Source organism: Demequina sp. (genome assembly GCA_024707205.1).
Classification (GTDB): domain Bacteria; phylum Actinomycetota; class Actinomycetes; order Actinomycetales; family Demequinaceae; genus Demequina.
Genome location: JANQAD010000001.1, coordinates 1,688,067 through 1,707,799, shown reverse-complemented (window position 1 = coordinate 1,707,799; position 19,733 = coordinate 1,688,067). Strand labels below are relative to the sequence as shown.

Annotated in this window: 14 protein-coding genes and 2 pseudogenes; 7 read left to right on the top strand and 9 right to left on the bottom strand. The window is 68.7% G+C overall.

All coding sequences use genetic code 11. The features are described from left to right. Positions 1-29 precede the first annotated feature (29 nt). Positions 30-917, top strand: a complete 888-nt coding sequence (locus NVV57_08780; GenBank protein MCR6712773.1) for a patatin-like phospholipase family protein — start codon at positions 30-32, stop codon at positions 915-917. On the opposite strand, the pseudogene ald reads toward NVV57_08780, so the two are convergent. Next, positions 805-1,898: pseudogene (gene ald / locus NVV57_08775) on the bottom strand (alanine dehydrogenase). The gene NVV57_08780 and the pseudogene ald sit on opposite strands and share 113 nt — an antisense overlap. 41 nt (positions 1,899-1,939) lie before the next feature. Here ald and NVV57_08770 point away from each other — a divergent pair. Continuing rightward, entirely contained in the window at positions 1,940-4,114 is a 2,175-nt protein-coding gene (locus tag NVV57_08770) for an alpha-galactosidase (protein ID MCR6712772.1), read from the top strand. Positions 4,115-4,133: 19 nt separating this feature from the next. Here NVV57_08770 and NVV57_08765 read toward each other — a convergent pair whose 3' ends face one another. The 3 genes and pseudogenes from NVV57_08765 to NVV57_08755 form a co-directional block, all read right to left on the bottom strand. Further along, positions 4,134-5,108, bottom strand: coding sequence for a M15 family metallopeptidase (locus NVV57_08765; protein ID MCR6712771.1), 975 nt, complete (start codon positions 5,106-5,108; stop codon positions 4,134-4,136). 152 nt (positions 5,109-5,260) lie between these two features. After that, positions 5,261-6,281 (bottom strand): annotated as a pseudogene (locus NVV57_08760) (hemolysin family protein). Continuing rightward, entirely contained in the window at positions 6,278-7,564 is a 1,287-nt protein-coding gene (locus NVV57_08755; protein ID MCR6712770.1) for a hemolysin family protein, read from the bottom strand. The pseudogene NVV57_08760 and the gene NVV57_08755 overlap by 4 nt, the downstream one beginning before the upstream one ends. A gap of 174 nt (positions 7,565-7,738) precedes the next feature. Between NVV57_08755 and NVV57_08750 the strand changes: the two genes are divergently transcribed. Further along, a complete protein-coding gene (locus tag NVV57_08750; protein MCR6712769.1) occupies positions 7,739-11,398 on the top strand; it encodes a multifunctional oxoglutarate decarboxylase/oxoglutarate dehydrogenase thiamine pyrophosphate-binding subunit/dihydrolipoyllysine-residue succinyltransferase subunit in 3,660 nt (1,219 codons plus the stop codon). Next, entirely contained in the window at positions 11,395-11,991 is a 597-nt protein-coding gene (locus tag NVV57_08745; protein MCR6712768.1) for a GDSL-type esterase/lipase family protein, read from the top strand. The genes NVV57_08750 and NVV57_08745 overlap by 4 nt, the downstream gene beginning before the upstream one ends. Before the next feature lie 14 nt (positions 11,992-12,005). Here NVV57_08745 and NVV57_08740 read toward each other — a convergent pair whose 3' ends face one another. From NVV57_08740 to NVV57_08730, 3 genes are all read right to left on the bottom strand, one after another. Next, the gene (locus NVV57_08740; protein MCR6712767.1) at positions 12,006-13,091 is read right to left on the bottom strand and encodes a PilT/PilU family type 4a pilus ATPase; all 1,086 of its coding nucleotides are present in this window, start codon (positions 13,089-13,091) and stop codon (positions 12,006-12,008) included. A 331-nt stretch (positions 13,092-13,422) separates the two neighbouring features. After that, positions 13,423-13,662 (bottom strand): mycothiol system anti-sigma-R factor, encoded by a 240-nt coding sequence (gene rsrA, locus NVV57_08735; protein ID MCR6712766.1) that lies wholly within the window; start codon positions 13,660-13,662, stop codon positions 13,423-13,425. Next, positions 13,649-14,254, bottom strand: a complete 606-nt coding sequence (locus NVV57_08730) for a sigma-70 family RNA polymerase sigma factor (GenBank protein ID MCR6712765.1) — start codon at positions 14,252-14,254, stop codon at positions 13,649-13,651. Before NVV57_08730 ends, rsrA begins: the two co-directional genes overlap by 14 nt. Before the next feature lie 416 nt (positions 14,255-14,670). Here NVV57_08730 and NVV57_08725 point away from each other — a divergent pair, with 416 nt between their 5' ends. Genes NVV57_08725 through rsgA form a run of 3 tightly spaced genes read left to right on the top strand, consistent with a single transcriptional unit; the run spans position 14,671 to position 17,278 of the window. Beyond that, a complete protein-coding gene (locus NVV57_08725) occupies positions 14,671-14,898 on the top strand; it encodes a hypothetical protein (protein MCR6712764.1) in 228 nt (75 codons plus the stop codon). Beyond that, positions 14,895-16,265 (top strand): 3-phosphoshikimate 1-carboxyvinyltransferase, encoded by a 1,371-nt coding sequence (gene aroA / locus NVV57_08720; GenBank protein ID MCR6712763.1) that lies wholly within the window; start codon positions 14,895-14,897, stop codon positions 16,263-16,265. The genes NVV57_08725 and aroA overlap by 4 nt, the downstream gene beginning before the upstream one ends. Next, positions 16,262-17,278, top strand: a complete 1,017-nt coding sequence (gene rsgA / locus NVV57_08715; protein ID MCR6712762.1) for a ribosome small subunit-dependent GTPase A — start codon at positions 16,262-16,264, stop codon at positions 17,276-17,278. Before aroA ends, rsgA begins: the two co-directional genes overlap by 4 nt. Before the next feature lie 39 nt (positions 17,279-17,317). On the opposite strand, the gene NVV57_08710 is transcribed toward rsgA, so the two are convergent. Beyond that, entirely contained in the window at positions 17,318-18,481 is a 1,164-nt protein-coding gene (locus tag NVV57_08710) for an HNH endonuclease (GenBank protein ID MCR6712761.1), read from the bottom strand. A 267-nt stretch (positions 18,482-18,748) separates the two neighbouring features. Further along, positions 18,749-19,684 (bottom strand): hypothetical protein, encoded by a 936-nt coding sequence (locus NVV57_08705; GenBank protein MCR6712760.1) that lies wholly within the window; start codon positions 19,682-19,684, stop codon positions 18,749-18,751. Between the last annotated feature and the right edge of the window lie 49 nt (positions 19,685-19,733).

Sequence of the window (19,733 nt, the reverse complement as noted above, 5' to 3'; positions counted from 1 at the left end):
GCAGTGGGCCGCACGCGTAGCATGACGGCATGGCAGGGGCGGACCTCCGTTACGAACCGCACCTTGGGCTCGCCCTCGGCGGTGGCGGCGCGCTGGGCGCCGCGCATTGCGGGGTGCTCGAGGTGCTGCACGAGCGCGGCATCGTGCCCACCATCGTGGTCGGCACGTCCGCGGGCTCGATAGCCGGGGGCGCCTACGCGAACGGCCGCGACCCTTACGAACTCACCGAGCTCGTGATCCAGGCGAGTTGGGGCGACTTCGGCACGTTCTCCATGACGCCGGGCCTCGGACTGCTCGACACGGAGGGCCTCCGTGACACCGTGGACCGCATCGGGCACGACTCGATGATCGAGGACCTTCCCATCAGGTTCGCGGCCGTCGCCACGGACCTTGGCACCGAGGAGTCGGTCCTCATCGACCACGGCTCCCTCGTGGAGGCGATCGGCGCGTCCATCGCGGTGCCCGGCCTGTTCCGGCCAAAGCAGTTGGACGGCCGCACCTTCGTGGACGGCGGAGTCATCCAGAACCTCCCGCTCGAGGCTGCCTTCACGATGGGCGCCACGCACGTGATTGGTGTGCGCTTGGCGCCGGAGTGGGACTACCTGCCAAGCATGCGCACCGCGTTGCGCGTCCACGAGTACGAGATCCGCGATGACGTCACGTTGATCACGCCGCGGTTGCGCCACCGCTCACAGTGGGTGGCGCGCGACCTTCCGGGCCTGGTGCAGCTGGGTCGCGAGGCGGCCGAACTCGCCCTCGCGGACTACCCGATCGTCAACCCGCGGCCGGAGTCGGCGAGTCCAGCTACGGAGCCAGTTGAGCCGGCAGCCCCGGATGAGCCTGCGCGACCGCGGGGTGTCGCAGCGTTCTTTCAGCGACGTTCACTCCCTTCGCCAACGCCGGATTCGCCTCAATAGCAGGCCCGACGCCGTGGCTGAGTTCGAGGATGAACGGCAGCGTCACGGTGGTCAAGGCGGCAGTGGCGGTCGCGCCAACCGCTCCGGGCATGTTCGTGACGCAGTAGAACACCGTGCCCGCGACTATATACACGGGGTCAGCGTGGGTGGTGGGGTGCGAGTCCTCGAAGCAGCCGCCCTGATCGATCGCGATGTCCACGACCACCGAGCCCGGCTTCATCGCCTCGACCATGGCGTGGGTGACCACTTTGGGCGCGGGGCGTCCGGGGAGCAGAACCGCACCGATGACCAGGTCCGCGTTCGCGACGGCCTCGGCCACGGCGTCGGGCGTTGACGGGACCGCGGTGACGGCAGTGCCGAACTGGGCCGCGAGCGCCTCGATGCGCGGCACGGACAGGTCCAGCACGGTGACGTGCGCGCCGAGCCCAACGGACTCCTCGACCGCGTGGGAGCCCGCGACGCCCGCGCCGATCACCACGACCTCGCCTGCGGGCGCGCCCGGTGCGCCGGCGAGGAGCACTCCGCGCCCGCCCTCGGAACTGAACAGGTGGTACGCGCCCACGATGGGCGCCATCCGCCCCGCGACCGCGCTCATGGGGGCGAGGAGGGGCAGCGACCCGTCCGCGAGCTGCACGGTGTCGTAGGAGAGGGCAGTGGTTCCGGCGTCGATCAGGGCGCGAGCGAGCGGCTCGTTGGCGGCCAGGTGGAGGAATGTGAATAACGTGTTGTGACTGAGCCGCGAGTACTCCTCCGGGGTGGGTTCCTTCACCTTGAGCACGAGCTCGCCGGACCACGCGTCATCCACGGACACGAGCCGAGCGCCCGCGGCCACGTACTCGCCGTCCGGCAGCGCCGAGCCGCCCCGGCGCCCTCCTGTACCCAGACCTCGTGTCCGTCGGCGATCAGCTGCCGCGCGCCGTCGGGCGTGAGCGCCACGCGCGTCTCCGCCACCTTCGTCTCTGCCGGAATGGTGATGAGCATGCCTCCATCTTTGCTCATGCGGCGGCTCTAGGCTTGGGCGCGTGAGCGACCTCATCCACCTGCATGCCTCCGGAGTCTCCCTGCTGCTCGACGTCGGCGAAGGCCGTCTCCCTCGCGTGCTGCACTGGGGCGCGGAACTTGGCGAGGGGGAGCTTGACGGCGTGGCCCGTGCCTCAGTGGAGCCGCGTGTTGGAGGCGAGCTCGACGAGCGGCACGCGCTGTCCGTGTTGCCGGAGCACTCGTGGGGCTGGATGCACACGCCGGGGCTCAGCGGAAGCCGCGCCGGCAGCGACAACTTCACGCGGTTCACGGTGACGTCTGTTGCGCGCTCGGGGGAGGGTCACGAGGACAGCTCGGTTGACCGGGTGGTCGTAGAGGCGGCCGACGGCGTTGCCGGGTTGGCGCTCACGGTCACCATTGAGATGCTGGGCACGGGCCTGGTGCGCACCAAGGCGGCGGTGACGAGCACCCAGGGCAACGAGCCTTACCAGCTCGACCAGCTCACGCTCCTGCTTCCCGTGCCGCGCGAGGCCACCGAACTGCTGGACTTCACGGGCCGCTGGATCCGGGAGCGCACGCCCCAGCGCGGGCCGTTCCTGACTGGCACCCACCTGCGCGAGTCACGGCGCGGCAAGCCGGGCCACGACTCGGCGTTCCTCATTGCCGCCGGCACCAGCGGCTTTGGCTTCCGCACCGGCGAGGTGTGGCTCACGCACGTTGGCTGGTCGGGGAACTCGCGGCACCTCGCGGAGCGGGCCAACGACGGCACGGGGCTGATCGGCGGCGGCGAGCTGCTTCTACCCGGCGAGGTGCGCCTCGCGGCCGGCGAGACCTACGAAAGCCCCTGGGTCTACGCGTCCTACTCCCCCGCCGGGCTCGACGCGGCCTCTACCCGAATCCACCGGTGGCTGCGCACCCACCCGGCGCACCCGTCGGGCCCACGACCCGTCCTGGTGAACACTTGGGAGGCCGCGTACTTCGACCACGACCACGACGCCCTGCGCGCCCTCGCGGATGCCGCGGCGGCGGTGGGCGCGGAGCGCTTTGTGCTTGACGACGGCTGGTTCCGGCACCGCCGGGCGGACAACGCCGGGCTCGGCGACTGGTTCGTGGACGAGGAGATCTATCCCGAGGGGCTCGGGTGGCTCGCGGACTACGTGCGGGGCAAGGGACTCGAGTTCGGCATCTGGTTCGAGCCGGAAATGATCAACGAGGACTCGGACCTGGCGCGGGAGCACCCGGAGTGGATCGCGGGGCCGGGCGGCGACCGCCTGCCGATTCGCGCGCGCACCCAGCAGGTGCTGGACCTCACGCATCCAGAGGCATTCGCGTACATCGAGGAGCGCCTGCATGCGGTGATCGGCGAACTGCGGCCCGCGTACATCAAGTGGGACCACAACCGGGATCTGCTGGAGGCCGCCAACACGGCCACGGGCCGCCCGATCGGCCACGAGCAGACGCTCGCGTTCTACCGGCTGCTGGACGGGTTGCACGAGGCGTTCCCTGACCTCGAGATCGAATCCTGCTCCGGCGGCGGGGCGCGCATTGACCTGGGTGTGCTCGAGCGGACGCAGCGCGTGTGGACCTCGGACTGCAACGACCCGCTGGAGCGGCAGCGCATGCAGCTGTGGACGTCGCTCATCGTGCCGCCCGAGTACATGGGCGCACACATCGGCCCTCCCGTGGCGCACACCACCCATCGCGCGTCGTCGCTGGACTTCCGCGCGGGGACGGCGTTCTGGGGGCATCTGGGGATCGAGTGGAACGTTGCGGGGCCGGAGGCGTCCGCGCCGGAGGTGCGGGCCGCGATCACCGAGTGGGTGGCGCTGCACAAGGAGTTCCGCGAGCTGCTGCACACCGGTGACGTGGTGCGCAGCGACCTGCCCGTGGACGGGCGCATCCTCCAGGGCGTGGTGGCGCGGGACCGGTCGCGGGCCGTCTACTCGTTCGCGTCGATCGACTCCGTGGTGGAGCAGCCTACGGGGCTGCTGCGGTTGCCGGGCCTGGATCCCGACCGCACCTATCGCGTGGCGCCGGTCGGGCCGGTGCGGCTGAGCGAGGCGGGAATGCGCGCCAAGCCAGCCTGGTGGTCCGACGCTGAGGCCGGGTCTCCCGTTGAGCTCACCGGGCGCGCGCTAGGCGTTCATGGCGTGCAGGCGCCGGGGCTGGATCCCGAGGAAGTGGTGCTGATTCGGGTGGACGCGGCGGGTTCGTAACCCGCGACGACGCGCGGGGTCAGGACCCAGCAGTCGCAGTCGGAGCCGGAGTCGGCTCAGTAGCGGTATCGGTGTCAGTGTCCTCGGTCGTCGTCTTGGTCGTCGTCGTCGACTTCGACGACGAGCTGGACGAGCTCGAGGACGACTTGCTTGAGGTGCCGCCGTCGGAGTAGTTGCCGCTGCCCCACGACGTGTCGTAGTACTTCTGGGTGAGCGAGATGTACTCCCAGTGCCACGGCTCGTACTTGGAGCTCTTGGCCCACGGCGGGTTCTCCCAGCCGTACACGTGGGCGTTCGACTGGATCCACTTGCCGGAGGCCCCTCGCAGCGTTTCGGAGCAGAGGTCAACCGCGAGGCCCCACCCGTGCATCGAGGTGCCGGGCGTTGCCGCGAGGTAGCCGCGGGTCGCACGGACGCTGTACTGGTTGGCGAGCGAGCGGTACGAGTCGTCGAGGCAGATGTTGCGGCCGAACACCGTCTTGTACGCCTGGTTCATGGCGATGAAGGCTCCCGCGGCCTCGGCCTGCAGGGACTCCCCCTTCTCCGGGAGGGCGCACAGAGAAGACTTCGCGAGCCGGCCGTTCGAGCCCTTGATGGGAGCCGTCTCGTTGCACGTTGTGCCCGGCACGTTGAGGACGTCGATGTTGGCGGCGATGGTCGCCTGCGAGAGTTCGTCAACAGAAGGCAGGGGCAGGTCCGCGGAGAGCAGCTGGGGCCCTCCACCAAGAAGGGCCGCCGCCGTTGTCGGCGACTGGCCCTTGACTACTCCCGGAAGCGTTTCTGCGGCATCCGCGTACGGTGCGATGGTCCCGTAAACGGGGTAGATCACCATGGCGAGAGCGAAGCCAACGAGCACGCCGCTACGGGTAAGTACTTTGCGCCTGCGGTGCGTGGAACGGACCCGGATCTCCTGGGTCTCCACAACGCGGCGCTCCCTGCGCGTGCCTACCGCGATCTCGCCGGAGGTGACCGGCGCTTCGACGAGCGAACTCATGCCACCTCCGTTTCGCCTCGTATCCGCCTCAGTACCCGCCAGCGCGCGCAACCGCCACGAGCGCACGAACTGGAAGGCTCGACAATGGTAACCGAATGGTTACGATTGGCGCCAGGCGAGATAACTACAGGTGTCGCACATCTCACACTTCCCTAAAGTGTGCCGCTGACCTCGCCAACGAGCTCCTCGATGATGTCCTCGAGGAAAACCAGGCCCACCGGACCATCGGGTCCGACCACCAGGGCGATGTGCGCGCCGGTGCCTCGCATGCGCGCAAGAACGTCCTCGACCTCGTCGGTCGCGCCCACCACGGGGAGGTCGCGCACCCGCCACGAATGGATGGGCTCCTCTCGCTCGGTGGCCCTGGAGAAGAGCGTGTCCTTGATGTGCAGGTAGCCCACGAAGCCGTCGCCATTGGCCACGGGAAAGCGCGAGAACCCGGTCTCGACTGCGAGCGCCTCGAGACCCTCCACCGTCACGCCTGCAGGGGCGCTCACGACCTTGTCGAGGGGAACCATCACGTCCTGAGCCGCATGCTCAGAGAACTCGATCGCGCCCGTCAGCAGCCCCGAATCATCGGAGATGGTGCCTTCCGCGCTCGAGCGCTCCACGATGGACTGCACCTCATCGGCGGTGAACGCGCTCGCCACCTCGTCGCGCGGTTCCACCCCGAGCAGTCGCACGAGGCAGTTCGCGATCCAGTTGAGCGCCACGATGATCGGGTTCAGCACGCGCGCGATCACGACGAGCGGGGGCCCGAACACCATCGCGGCCCTGTCGGGGTTCGCCACCGCCGCGTTCTTGGGGACCATCTCGCCGAAGATCACGTGAAGCGCCACGACGATCGCGAGCGCAATGAGCAGCGAGACCCCGTGCGCCCACGCATCCGGGCAGCCCGAGCGCATGGAACAGCGGCTCGAGCCCGTGCGCGATCGCGGGCTCGGCGACCACACCGAGCGATACGGAAGCCACCGTGATGCCCAACTGCGCGCATGCGAGCATGAGCGACACGTGCTCCATGGCCCACAGCACCGTCTTCGCCGACCGTGATCCTGCGATCGCTCGCGGCTCAATCGACGATCGCCGCGCGGAGATGATCGCGAACTCGGCCCCAACGAAGAAGGCGTTCACGAGCAGCAGCCCGATGACGCCGAAGATCAGTCCCAGGCTCACGGCTCCTCCCCCACGCGCTCGATCCGCACCCTGTCGATGCGTCGCCCCTCCATGCGCTCCACGGTGACGCGAACGCCGTCGACCTCCACCTCGTCGCCGGCCTCGGCCACGCGACCGAGGCGCGCCATCACAAAGCCGCCGATCGTCTCGTAGGCGGGCGACTCGGGAATCTCGATTCCGGAGTGCTCAACCACCTCGTCGGGCCTCAGGTCGCCCTGGGCGATCCATGCGCCACCCGGAGCGCGGTACATCGTTGGCCTGCGGCGATCGTGCTCATCCGCGACATCGCCGACCAGCTCCTCGATGAGGTCCTCGAGCGTCACCATCCCCGCCGTGCCGCCGTACTCGTCGACGACTATCGCGCACTGCAGCGCGAGCCCACGCAGCTCCACGAGCAGGGGTCGCAGCGCGATGGTCTCCGGGACGCGATGCGCGGCGACCATCATCTCGGTGACCGGCGTCTCGTCCCGCACCCCAACGGGCACGCCGATCGCGCTCGCGAGCGTGACGATGCCCAGCACGTCATCGGGACCGTCGCCCGTCACGGGGAAACGAGAATGACCCGACGCTCTGGCCGCCGCGAGCACGTCGCTCGCCTTTGCGCTCGCCTGCAGCATGACCACCCGGGTGCGGTCCGTCATGACGTCGACGCCGCTCAGCTCGTCGAGCTCGATGGTGTTGGTGAGCAGGCGGGCCGTGTCGGCGTCGAGGGTGCCGGCCTCGGCGCTGCGGCGAACGAGCGTGGCGAGCTCTTGCGGTGACCTTCCGCCGCTCAGCTCCTCCTTGGGCTCGATGCCCATCGCGCGCAAGACGCCGTTCGCCGCCGCGTTCAGCAGGCGCACGAGCGGGCCGAGGGCCGCGGTGAAGGCCAGGATCATCGGCGCCACCACTCGAGCCGTGCGAATGGGCTCGGAGAGCGCGAAGTTCTTGGGTACCAGCTCGCCCACGATCATCGAGAAGGCGTTGACGATGATGAGCGACAGCGTTCCGGCGATGGCTCCGACGGCCGCACGGCTCAGCGAGGAGTCGCTCAACGGGATCCGCAGCAGCTCGGTGATCGCGGGCTGCGCCGTGTAGCCGAGCAGGATCGTGGTGAGGGTGATGCCCACCTGCGCGGAGGACAGTTGCGTAGACAGCGTCGCGAGCGCGCGGCGAACGCGACCGGCGCGCTTGCCGTCGACGTGAGAGGGGTCAAGGGCGACGAGCGAGAATTCGGCCGCGACGAACAACGCGGTGCCGAGCGTGAGAAGCACGCCCGCACCGATGAGCAGCCAGGGGGTCATATCCGGCCCCGTCTATGGTCGTCCATGGGTGTCGCCACTATACCGGGCGCCCTCTCGGCGGCCCAGGTAACGATTTCACCAAACCCGGGGACGTTGCCACTTCACGGGCCGTTTAGGCTGGAGACTAGCAACGTAAGCAGCCGCGCTCGCGCGTAGAAAGTGACCGCATAGATCGTGTCCCCCGACACCACCGCGCCCCACACTGAGCGCACCGCCATCTCTCACGCTCCTGACGCCCCCTCCGTGGCGTCCCTCGTGCTCGGCTCGGCGCCGCCGCCCGGCCAGCCCGACGCCGTGGTTCAGCCCGACGCGGTGGTCACCACTGCTCCGGCGAGCGCGGCGCCAGAGCCAACCCCACCGTCGGACAGCGATGCCGAGCTGCCCCAAACCCAGCCGATCGCCACCGCCCAGGCGCCCACCGCGGCTTACCTGCAGAAGGTCGATGAGCACGCACGCGCGGCGAAGGACGTCGAGGAAGGCGTGACGCGCCTGCGCGGGCCCGCCGCGCGCGTGGTGCAGAACATGGAGGCGAGCCTCGAGGTGCCGACGGCTACCTCGGTGCGGACGGTGCCCGCGAAGCTCATCATGGACAACCGCGTGGTCATCAACAACCACTTGGCGCGCACGCGCGGCGGCAAGGTGTCGTTCACGCACCTGATCGGGTTCGCGATCGTCGAGGCGCTCGCCGAGTTCCCCGCGATGAACGTGGCGTACGCGCTCGAGGACGGCAAGCCCGCGATGTTCACGCCGGAGCATGTGAACTTTGGCCTCGCGATCGACCTCGCGAAGGAAGACGGCACCCGCCAGCTGCTGGTGCCGAACATCAAGGCCGCCGACCAGATGGACTTCGCGCAGTTCTGGCACGCGTATGACGACCTCATCAAGAAGGCGCGCTCGGGCGCGCTGCAGGCGATCGACTTCCAGGGAACGACGATCACCCTGACGAACCCGGGGACCTTGGGCACCGTCTACTCCGTGCCGCGGCTGATGGCGGGTCAGGGCGCGATCATCGGCGTCGGGTCGATGGACTATCCGGCCGAATACCAGGGATCTTCCGAAGAGACGATCACTCGCCTCGGCATCTCCAAGGTCATGTCGCTGACGTCCACCTACGACCACAGGGTCATCCAGGGTGCGCAGTCGGGCGAGTTCCTGGGGCTGGTGCACAAGAAGCTGCTTGGCCTCGACGGGTTCTACGACCGCGTGTGCCTCGCGCTGCGCGTGCCGTACGAGCCGGTGCGCTGGGTCCAGGACTCCGCGACCACCGCGGACGCGGAGATCCTCAAGCCCGCGCTGATCGCCGAACTCATCCACGCCTACCGCTCGCGCGGTCACCTCATGGCGGACGTTGACCCGCTGTCCTCGCGGCCGCGCAAGCACCCGGATCTGGACGTGCAGACCCACGGCCTGACTCTGTGGGACCTCGACCGCGTCTACCCAACTCCCGGCTTTGGCGGCAAGGAGCGCATGAAGATGCGCGAGGTGCTTTCGCGTCTGCGTGACGCGTACTGCCGCACCATCGGGCTCGAGTACATGCACATCGCGGACCGCAAGCAGCGTGCGTGGTTCCAGGAGCGGCTCGAGTACGGGTACACCAAGATCGCCCGCGAGGAGCACCTGCGCATCCTGCATCGGTTGAATGCCGCGGAAGCCTTCGAGGCGTTCCTGCAGACCAAGTACGTTGGCCAGAAGCGCTTCTCGCTCGAGGGTGGCGAGTCGCTCATCCCCCTGCTGGACGCCGTGATGTCGTCGGCCGCGGAGGCGGGCATCCAGGAGGTGTGCATCGGGATGGCGCACCGCGGGCGCCTCAACGTGCTCGCGAACCTCGCCGGCAAGAAGTACTCGCAGATCTTCTCCGAGTTCGAGGGCACCGCCGTACCCGGCTCCGTGCAGGGCTCGGGCGACGTGAAGTACCACCTGGGCACCGAGGGCACGTTCACGGCCGAGTCGGGCGCGACCACCGCGGTGTACCTCGCCGCGAACCCCTCGCACCTCGAGGCCGCCAACCCGGTGCTCGAGGGCATCGTGCGGGCCAAGCTCGACGTCCTGGGCGCCGACCCGGAGACCGACGGCTACCCGGTGCTGCCGATCCTCATCCACGGCGACGCGGCCTTCGCGGGCCAGGGCATCGTCATGGAGACCTTGAACATGGCTCTGCTCAAGGGCTACAAAGTGGGCGGCACGGTCCACGTCGTCATCAACAATCAGGTCGGCTTCACCACGGGACCGGAGTCGTCGCGCTCCACGCGCTACTGCACCGACGTGGCGAAGGGCTACCAGATCCCCGTCTTCCACGTGAACGGGGACGACCCCGAGGCATGCGTGCGCGCGGCCCGGCTGGCGTTCGAGTACCGCGAGGCGTTCGGCCGCGACGTGATCGTCGACATGGTCTGCTACCGCCGCCGTGGCCACAACGAGGGCGACGACCCGTCGATGACCCAGCCGCGCATGTACGACCTCATCGAGGCCAAGCGCTCAGTGCGCCACCTCTACACCGAGGCGCTCATCCGCCGCGGCGACATCACCACCGACGAGGCGGAGGCGGTCTCCAAGGACTACCTGTCGCAGCTCGAGCGCGTGTTCGTCGAGACTCGCGAGGGCTTCAAGCCGGGCGGCGACACGGAGGCTGTTCGCGGCCTCGAGCCGCCCGCCTCGCAATCGTCCGACGCTGGGGTCATGGTTGGTTGGAAGACCGCCGTGAGTGCGGCGCAGGTTGAGCGCATTGGGCGGGCGCATGTTCGCCCGCCGGAGGGCTTTGCCGTGCATCCGAAGCTGGAGAAGCTGCTCGAGCGGCGCGAGGAGATGAGCCGCCAGGGCGGCATCGACTGGGGCTACGGCGAGATCCTCGCGTTCGGCACGCTGCTGCAGGAGGGCGTGCCGGTGCGCATCGCCGGCCAGGACACGCGTCGCGGCACCTTCGTCCAGCGCCACGCGGTGCTCCACGACCGCAACACGGGCGCCGAGTGGACGCCGCTGTTGTATTTGGCCTCGGACCAGGCACGACTCCACATCTTCGACTCGCCGCTCAGCGAGTACTCGTGCCTCGGCTTCGAATACGGGTATTCCGTTGAGCGCCCAGACGCGCTCGTGCTGTGGGAGGCCCAGTTCGGCGACTTCGTCAACGGCGCGCAGACGATCATCGACGAGTTCATCTCCTCAGCCGAGCAGAAGTGGGGACAGTCGTCCTCCGTGGTGCTGCTGCTCCCCCACGGCTACGAGGGCCAGGGACCGGACCACTCGTCCGCGCGGATCGAGCGCTTCCTCCAGCTGTGCGCCGAGGACAACATGATCGCGGCCGCGCCCACGACTCCCGCTTCGTACTTCCACTTGCTGCGCCGCCAGGCTTATGACCGGCCGCGCAGGCCGCTCATCGTGTTCACCCCCAAGTCGATGCTGCGACTTCGCGCGGCGCAGAGCTCGGTCGAGGACTTTACCTCCGGCACGTTCCTGCCCGTGATCCCGGACCCGATCGACCCGGCGGGCGTTGACCGGGTGCTGCTGTGCGCGGGCAAGGTCTACTACGACCTTGTCGCCGAGCGGGAGAAGCGCGGAGACACCGCAACGGCCATCGTGCGCCTCGAGCAGCTGTACCCGCTCGACGGCGAGGCCCTGCGCGCCGTGCTCGCTTCCTACCCCAACGCCGAGCTGCTCTGGGTCCAGGAAGAGCCGCTTAACCAGGGCTTCTGGGGCCACATCACGACCACCCTGCCGCAAGAGATCTCCCATGTGGTGGGCGTGGTCTCGCGACCGCGATCGGCGTCCACAGCGTCGGGCCTCGCGTCGCGTCACGCGGCTCAGCAGGCCGAACTTGTCGCAAGGGCGTTCGACCGATGAGGAACATCTTCCTCATCGGCGACGAACTCGTCGCCGGCCACGGCGACCCAAAGGCGCTTGGGTGGGCGGGACGCGTGGCGGCCCGAACGCTTGCGGTGGCCCCCGACTGCCGGTTCCACGTGCTTGCCGTTCCCGGAGAGACCACGGGAGAGCTCTCGGCCCGGTGGGACGAGGAGGCGCTGCGCCGCCTCGCTCACGATGAGGGGGACGCCAGGTACGCGGTGTTCGCGATCGGTCGCGCCGACCTGCGGCGCGGCGTGAGCCCCACGATGACGCGGCTCAACATCGCGAACGCGCTCGACCGCGCGCAGTCGCTCGGGTTCAGCACCATGGTCGTCGGCCCGCCGCCGGCGAGCGGGGACGAGAACCAGGCCGTCGCGGAGCTCGCCGCGCTGTGCGAGGACGCCGCGTCGCGGCGGGGCGCGCCCTACGTGGACATGTACGGCCCGCTCGCCCGTCACGAGCAGTGGCAGCACGATATGACGCTCGGAGACGGGAACCTGCCGCTGCAGGCCGGCTACGGTCTCATGGCGTGGCTCGTGCTCAACTCAACGTGGCACGACTGGCTGGGTATCGAGGCCCCTGCGGTCTAGACGGCGCCCGCCGTCTAGATGACGCCGGAGGTGCGCAGCGCGACGCCTAGGTCGTGCGGACGAGACGCGATGGACAGCGCATCGTCGAACGTGACCTGCTCGTCGCGGACCAGCTGGAACAGGTGCTGGTCGAAGGTCTGCATCTTGTAGTACTCGCCCTCGGCGATGAGGTCCGTGATGGGCGGCTGGCTGGAGGGGTCGATGATCGCCTCTTGCGTGCGGCCGGTGTTGATCATGACCTCGGCGACGAGCGTGCGGCCCGTTCCGTCCGAGCGGCGCACGAGGCGCTGCGAGACGATTCCGCGGAGGGTCTGGGCGAGCGTAGCGCGCACCTGGCCCTGCTCGTGGGGCGTGAAGAAGTCGACGATGCGGTTGATCGTGTCCTGCGCGTCCACCGTGTGGAGGGTCGCGAGCACGAGGTGGCCGGTCTCGGCGGCAGAGAGGGCCGCGCGCACCGTCTCGATGTCGCGCATCTCGCCGACCATGATGACGTCGGGGTCCTGGCGCATTGCGGCACGGAGCGCGTTCGTGAAGTCGAGGGTGTCGGAGCGGATCTCGCGCTGCGAGATGATCGCCTTCTTGTCCGCGTGCAGCACCTCGATGGGGTCCTCGATGGTGATGATGTTGACCTCGCGGTACGTGTTGATGAGGTCGATCATCGCGGCGAGCGTGGTGGTCTTGCCGGAGCCGGTCGGCCCGGTCACGAGCACGAGGCCGCGAGGCTCAAGCGCAAGGTCGGCGATGACCGGCGGCACGCCGAGGTCCTCGAAGCTCTGGGCGCCAACGGCGACGCGGCGGAAGACGAGGGAGTCGGTGCCGCGCGCCACGTAGGCGTTGACGCGGAACCGGCCGACGCCGCTGAGCGAAAACGCGAAGTCCGCCTCGTGGGTGTCGCGGAAGTTGGAGACGAGGTCCTCGGGGAGCACCTGGGCCACCATGTTGCGGGTGTCCTCTGGGCGCAGCGGCGGAACCTGGAGCTTGCGCAGGCGCCCGTTCACGCGCACTCGCGGCGGGGAGCCCACCTTGCAGTGCAGGTCGGAGCCGCCCGTGGAAGCCAGGGCGTGCAGGAACGGGATCACAGAAGCCGGCTGATCGCTCACGGTTCCTCCATCGGCATGTCCGCTATGTCTCTTGAGGAAGGTTACGGGTGCGTATGGCGCGCACAAAGCCGGTGTGACTAATCCGGCTCGTGTGGGATGATTGATGGTCTTCACTCGCCATCGCGAGGTCACAGCAACGTCAGAAAGGGGATCCCCGTGAGCAAGAAGGGCCGCAAGCGCAAGTCGCGTGCAAAGTCCGGCGCCAACCACGGCAAGCGTCCCAACGCCTAAAGCCAGCGTCACAGGTAAGCCCGCGTCCCGTGAGATGAAATCTCACAGGGAAGCGGGCTTTGCTGTTGCCAGCGTCGGGCCGGGTACGCGGGAGAGCCGCTCAGCCCTCACGGGCGGTGCGGAGGGTCGCGAGCACCTTGAGCTTGAGCGTCTCAGGGGCGCAGTCGCCGCCGGTCTTGGCGACGCGAGACTTGATCTTCTCGTTGAGCTTGTGCTCGGCCTCGCAAGGCGGGCACTCCTTGAGGTGGGTCGCGACGTGCTCCAGCTCGGAGGGCGTCAGCTCGCCGTCGATGTACTCGAAGAGGCGGTCCAGCGCCTCCTCACACTCATGCTTTGCCATTGCACTGCTCCCCAGTGGCGCACTCTTCAGGGGCCTTCTCGTACAGACCACGCTCCGCTGCGTAGTCCCTCAACTTTTCGCGCAACAACTTGCGCCCTCGGTGGAGGCGTGACATCACGGTGCCAACGGGGGTGTCCATGATCTCGGCGATCTCCTTGTAGGCGAAGCCCTCGACGTCGCTCAGGTAGACGGCCATGCGGAAGTCATCGCTGAGTTCGGAGAGGGCACGCTTGACGTCCTCGTCGCCGAGGGAGTCGAGGGCGGCGTCCTCGGCGGACGCGAGGCCGGAACTCGTGTGCTCGGCGGCGGCGGCGAGCTGCCAGTCCTCCACGCGCTCAGCGTCGGACCGCTTGGGCTCGCGCTGCTTCTTGCGGTACGTGTTGATGAAGGCGTTGGTCTGGATGCGGTACAGCCACGCCTTCAGGTTGGTGCCCATGCGGAACTTGTCCTGGGCAGCAAAAGCCTTGGCGTAGGTCTCCTGAACCAGGTCCTCCGCGTCGGCGGGGTTGCGCGTCATGCGCAAAGCCGCGGCGTAGAGCTGGTCCATGTAGGACAACGCCTCGGTCTCGAATGTCAACTGCTCGGTAGTCATCACCAGAGAGGTTACCCCCAGCTCCCGTTCGAGCGTCACTGTCATGGTGTTCGTAACGCTTTCCGGTTGCGTGACATTCCTGCCCGGACCCCTGCGGCCCGACGGCCCCTCACGCCTTCCCGAAACGCTTGGTAGCGTAGGGATATGGTTCTGCGGCACTTTGCGAGGCCCCTGCTCGCGTCATGGTTCGTCTACGAAGGCGTGACCAACTACCTCAGCCCGGAGGTTCGCGCGGCGAAGGTGGCATCCGATCTGGAGCCCGCGCTCGCGGACCTCGGCATTCCCGACCTCAGCGCCACCGACGTGGTGAAGGCGCAGGCCATCGCCACGACGGGGGCCGCGGCGTCTCCGCGCTCTCGCGCACGCCCCGCACATCGGCCCTGGTACTTGCCCTGCTCTCCTCCGGAACGCTCTCCGTGGACCATCCCTTCTGGAAGGAGACGGACCCTGCGAAGCGGCGCGAGAGCCTCGAGAACTTCATCAAGGGGGCCGCGCTGATCGGCGGTGTGCTGATCGCGGCGACCGCGGGCCACTCGTCGCACCACAAGGCGAAGGCGAAGGCCAAGAAGTCGAAAGCCCACCAGGCCAAGGTTGAGAAGGCCCAGAAGGCCGCATCCGTGCAGTTGAAGAAGTACTTCTGGTGACGGGGGCGCCCGGTACGGGTCCGGGCGAGATCTGGGACGCGCCCGCGGCGAGCGGGCCACTCTCGGCACGGGTCTCGGTGCCGGGCTCCAAGTCGCTCACGAACCGCTTCCTTGTGCTCGCCGCGCTGGCCGACGGCCCCGTCACCATTCGGGGTGGCCTCGCGTCTCGCGATTCCTCGCTCATGATCTCCGCGCTCGACGCGCTGGGCATCGACGTGTCCACAACCGACCCCGACGCCTGGGTGGTGACGCCGGCGCCCCTCGAGGGCGGGGTGCGCATCGACTGCGGACTCGCCGGGACGGTCATGCGGTTCGTCCCGCCGCTGGTGCTGCTCGCCGACGGCGCCGTGTCGTTCGATGGCGACCACGGGGCGCGGGTGCGGCCCATGGGGCCCTTGCTCGGAGCGTTGCGCGACCTGGGGGCGACCGTCGATGACGGCGGCCGAGGCACCCTGCCGTTCACGGTGACGCCCGTGCCGGAGGCGAGCACAGCGTCGGGCGGGATCTTCATGGCGCTCCCCAGCGATCCCGAGGTGATGCCCAGCGAGGTCTCCCTGGACTCATCGACCTCTTCGCAGTTCGTGACCGGGCTGCTCATGGTGGCGCCGCGGCTCGCGCGCGGGCTGACGATTCGCCACACGGGCGAGAGCTTGCCGTCGCTGCCGCACATCGACATGACGGTCGCCGCGCTGCGTGATGCCGGGGTTCGCGTTGACCAGCCGGACGAGCGCACGTGGGTGGTGCACCCGGGGGCGCTGCATTTGGGCGAGGTGCGGGTCGAGCCCGACCTGTCCAACGCCGGGCCGTTCCTCGCGGCGGCGCTCGTGGCGGGAGGGACGGTCAGGATTCCGGGCTGGCCCACGTCGACGACGCAGCCGGGGGCGCTGTTCCCGGACATTCTCAGCCAGATGGGCGGTGCATGCGTCGTCGAGGATGGGTTCCTCACCGTGACCGGCACCGATCGGATTATTGGCATCGAGGCCGACCTCAGCGCGGCCGGCGAGATCACGCCGACCATCGCGGCGCTGTGCGCGCTGGCCGATGGCCCGTCACAGTTGACGGGCATCGGCCACCTGCGGGGGCACGAGACGGACCGGCTGGCGGCGATCGCGGCCGAGGTGACGCGCATCGGCGGGCACTGCGTTGCGGGCGACGACTCGCTGAAGTTCGGTGGGATGCCAGCCGGTGGGCTCAAGCCCGCGGTGATGGAGACGTACCACGACCACCGGATGGCCACGTTCGCGGCGATCCTTGGCCTGGCCGTGCCGGGGCTGCAGGTTCGCGATGTGGCCACGACCGCCAAGACCATGCCGGACTTCCCCCGGATGTGGACGGAGATGCTGGGGGCGGGGGCGCCCGCCGCGTGACGGACTGGAGTCGCTACGACGAGTCGGACGCGAAGGTGCGTCCCGGCCGAGGGTCCAGGCCGCGCACCAAGCAGCGGCCAGCCCACGCGGACGCCGTGGACGGGACGGTGATCGCCGTTGACCGGGGCCGCTACACCGTGCAGACGGCCGACGCCGTGGTCAGCGCGGTGAAGGCGCGCGAGTTGGGGCGGCGCGGGTTGGTGGTTGGCGACTGGGTTGGGGTCGTTGGCGATGTCTCTGGCACTGCCGACACTTTGGCCCGCGTGGTGCGCCGAGACGAGCGCGTCACGGCCCTGCGCCGCACGGCGGACGACACGGACATCGCGGAGCGAGTGGTCGTGGCGAATGCTCGGCAGCTCGCGATCTTCGCTGCGCTCGCCGATCCGGAGCCGAATCCGCGCGTCATAGATCGGTGCCTCGTGGCGGGCTTTGATGGGGGGCTGCTGCCGCTGCTTGTGCTCACCAAGGCGGACCTCGCCTCCGCCGACCCGTTGCGCGCGATGTATGAGCCGCTCGGGGTGACGGTCATCGAGACCTCCGTAAGACGTGCGGGCGGGCCAGACGCCGATCCCGGCTTCGTGCGGCTTCGCCAGGAGCTCTTCGGGGAGCGCACGGTTTTCGTGGGCCCGTCTGGGGTGGGCAAGTCGACGCTGGTGAACGCGCTGGTGCCGGATGCGGACCGGGCGGTTGGCCGCGTGAACGACGTGACGGGCCGTGGGCGCCACACCTCGACTTCTTCGGTCATGCTCGAGCTGCCGACCGGCGGCTGGATCATCGACACCCCTGGTGTGCGGTCGTTTGGGCTCGCGCATGTGGATCCTGCGCACTTCATCCTCGCCTTTCCCGACGTGGCCGCGGCCGCCGATGAGCTCTGCCCTCGCGGCTGCACCCACGAGTCCGCGGAACTCGGTTGCGAGCTGGACGCGTGGGCGGCGGACTCACCTGATCGGCGTGCCCGCATCGACTCGATCCGCCGCCTGCTGGCCTCGCGCGCCGCGGGTGAGGGGTACTGAGGGGCGCGAGCGTGCCTCCGTGGGCATGCTTCGCGGCCCTCACACGGTGAGGGCTGCGAGGCCGCCGAGTATTCGTTTGCGTTCGGGGTCGATGGTGGTGGGTGGGGTGAACCACACGTGGTTGTTGTTGTCGACGTCGATGTTCCAGCGGTCGCGGTGGACGCTGGTGTGGCATCTCACGCAGAGCAGGACGCCGTTGGTGATGTCGGTGGGGCCGGTGTCTCGGTGCCACCAGCGGATGTGGTGCGCGATGCAGTGGGAGATGGGGGCGTGGCATTTGGCGCAGCCGCCGTCGCGTTCGGCTAACGCCATGCGTTGGGCCCAGGTGAACAGGCGTTGGTCGTGGCCGAAGTCCAGCACGTGGGACTTGGCATCGACGACCATGCGGGCGATGGTCGCGTCGATGGCGAGTTCTTTGAGGGCGGTCAGGGAGATGGGGGTGGTGAGGGCGTCACACGTGGCCAGACCGGTGGGCTTGTCCACCTGGTCGGCGTTCACCCGCAGGATGATGGTGGCTTTGACACCGCTGGCGGGGGATGTGCAGTCCAGGCCGTGGGCAGCCAACGCGACAAGCGCGTCGGCACGGATCTGCGCAGCGGTGCGGTTGTCGAGAGTGCCGGTGTCGTCGCTGTCGCGCTTGGCTTGGTAGGCGGCTTTGACTTGCGCCTCGAGGTAGGTGATGAGGATCGCGCCTTGGGCGGCGGGCAGGTCTCCTTCAATGTGAACCTGCCCGAAGGCGCGTTCGCTGATGTCCAGGGACCGCTGCTCATGGTGGCGCCGTTCCACCGATTCTTGGTGCGCGGCATCGAACCTGGCCGCTTCACGCGAACACACAAGCTTCAGGCGGGCGTAGTCCAAGCTGTGGGCCGCACGGGTGAGACGTTGCTCCAAGTCATGCGTGTCACCCGGCAGGGACGCCAACGTGCGGGCGATGAGGTCGGCCTTGCCCACCGGCAGTCCGTCCCCAAGCGCGGTGGCGAGGGGACGGTCTTGGTTCATGAGGGTGCCCGCGGTGACGAGTTTGAACCCTTCACTGGGGGCGGCGCCGACCGCTGCGGCGACCATGCGCTGCGGGCTCGCGAAGCCGTGCTGGCGTGCCAGTCCTCCCGCTCCATCCTCAGGGGTGGAGCGCCGGGCAACCTCGCCTGCCACGGACGCCACCAGGCGATCCATCGCCCCCTTCGCATCCCCCACGGTGCGCATGAGCGCCACCAACTCCGCCCGCGCAAGCGACGCGAGATCGGCGCCCTCGGACGCGCGCAGCAGCGCGGTCCGGGCATCGACATCGGTCAGCGAGAAGGTCATGACCCCAGCCAACCCAAGGGGTCTGACAAAAACACCCCAAAATCCGCCACCCTCACAGCACCGTTACCAAACCGTTACGAATGTGGATAAACCACCCAGAAATGCTCCCCTGGGGACGCAGGTTGCGGCACCCGGCGGCGCCCAACAACGCGCCTCGTAAACCGCCTAGGCAACCGCAAACTCGGGGCGTGGCTCCGCGGAAACCGGCGCCAAGCGTCGGGCATCCCGGTCATGAACCCACGCAACTACGCCGGCAAGCACCGCCATCCCGAACGCTCCATAGAGCGCAAACAGTTCGGAGCCACGCTGAGTGGCGTCGAAGGCGATCTCGCGCGTAAGGCCGATCGGGTCCGCGATGTACCCCCACACAAGCAGCACGCACCACAGCGCCTGCAGCCCCGCACCCACGCGCAGCCAGACGCGCCCCGTCGTGGGCGCGCCACGTCGCCGCCACCACCACCCAAGGACCAGCAGCCCAAGAGACAGGGCACAAACAACCATGACAAAGAAAGGTCCCCACGGCACGTTCGCAGGTCCCGGCGCGTGCTGGGCCAACTGATGGTTCCAACCGGCCAGGTAGACCGGCGAATACACGAGCAGAACCGCGAGATACGCCGCGAGCACGCTCCTCATGACCGCGCTGCCGACAGCCGGAACCCTTCGCGCGGCCACTCGAGCAGGCGGCGGCGCTACGGCGCGCGCATCCCGGAACAACACCACCGCGCTCAGGATGCTGAGCAGCGCCAGGAGCGGCTCAAAGTACAGCGCCTGAACAGCAACGTTGTGGTCGGTGTTGGGCGCGGTCAGCTCCTGATAGAACAGCACGAACGACCACACGTACAGGCCGGCCCAGGCCAGTTGCAGCCCGCCGACGACCCAGTCCGCGATGCGCACCCATGGCGTCACCGTCGCCCGCTGTCGCCGCACAAACCCCACGACCACGAGCACCGCTGTTGCCACGAGCACCCCGGCCACGATCCAGATCGTGACGGACGGCAAGTCCAGCTGGGAGGGAATCGTGTACGCGTCGCCCCAGACGTCGAGCATCTCGGGCATCCCCAAGACCCACAGTGCGGCATTGGCGATGGCTAATAGCCGCACCACCGCCGAACCCAGCCCCGGTCGCCTCACTGAACCCCTCCCATGCCGC

Bases quoted from the DNA above. Each gene is read 5' to 3' on its own strand.
- NVV57_08755 (MCR6712770.1), bottom strand. From the start codon at position 7,564: ATGACCCCCTGGCTGCTCATCGGTGCGGGCGTGCTTCTCACGCTCGGC.
- NVV57_08780 (MCR6712773.1), top strand. From the start codon at position 30: ATGGCAGGGGCGGACCTCCGTTACGAACCGCACCTTGGGCTCGCCCTC.
- NVV57_08730 (MCR6712765.1), bottom strand. From the start codon at position 14,254: ATGACTACCGAGCAGTTGACATTCGAGACCGAGGCGTTGTCCTACATG.
- NVV57_08765 (MCR6712771.1), bottom strand. From the start codon at position 5,108: ATGAGTTCGCTCGTCGAAGCGCCGGTCACCTCCGGCGAGATCGCGGTA.
- NVV57_08710 (MCR6712761.1), bottom strand. From the start codon at position 18,481: ATGCGCACCGTGGGGGATGCGAAGGGGGCGATGGATCGCCTGGTGGCG.
- NVV57_08745 (MCR6712768.1), top strand. From the start codon at position 11,395: ATGAGGAACATCTTCCTCATCGGCGACGAACTCGTCGCCGGCCACGGC.
- rsrA (MCR6712766.1), bottom strand. From the start codon at position 13,662: ATGGCAAAGCATGAGTGTGAGGAGGCGCTGGACCGCCTCTTCGAGTAC.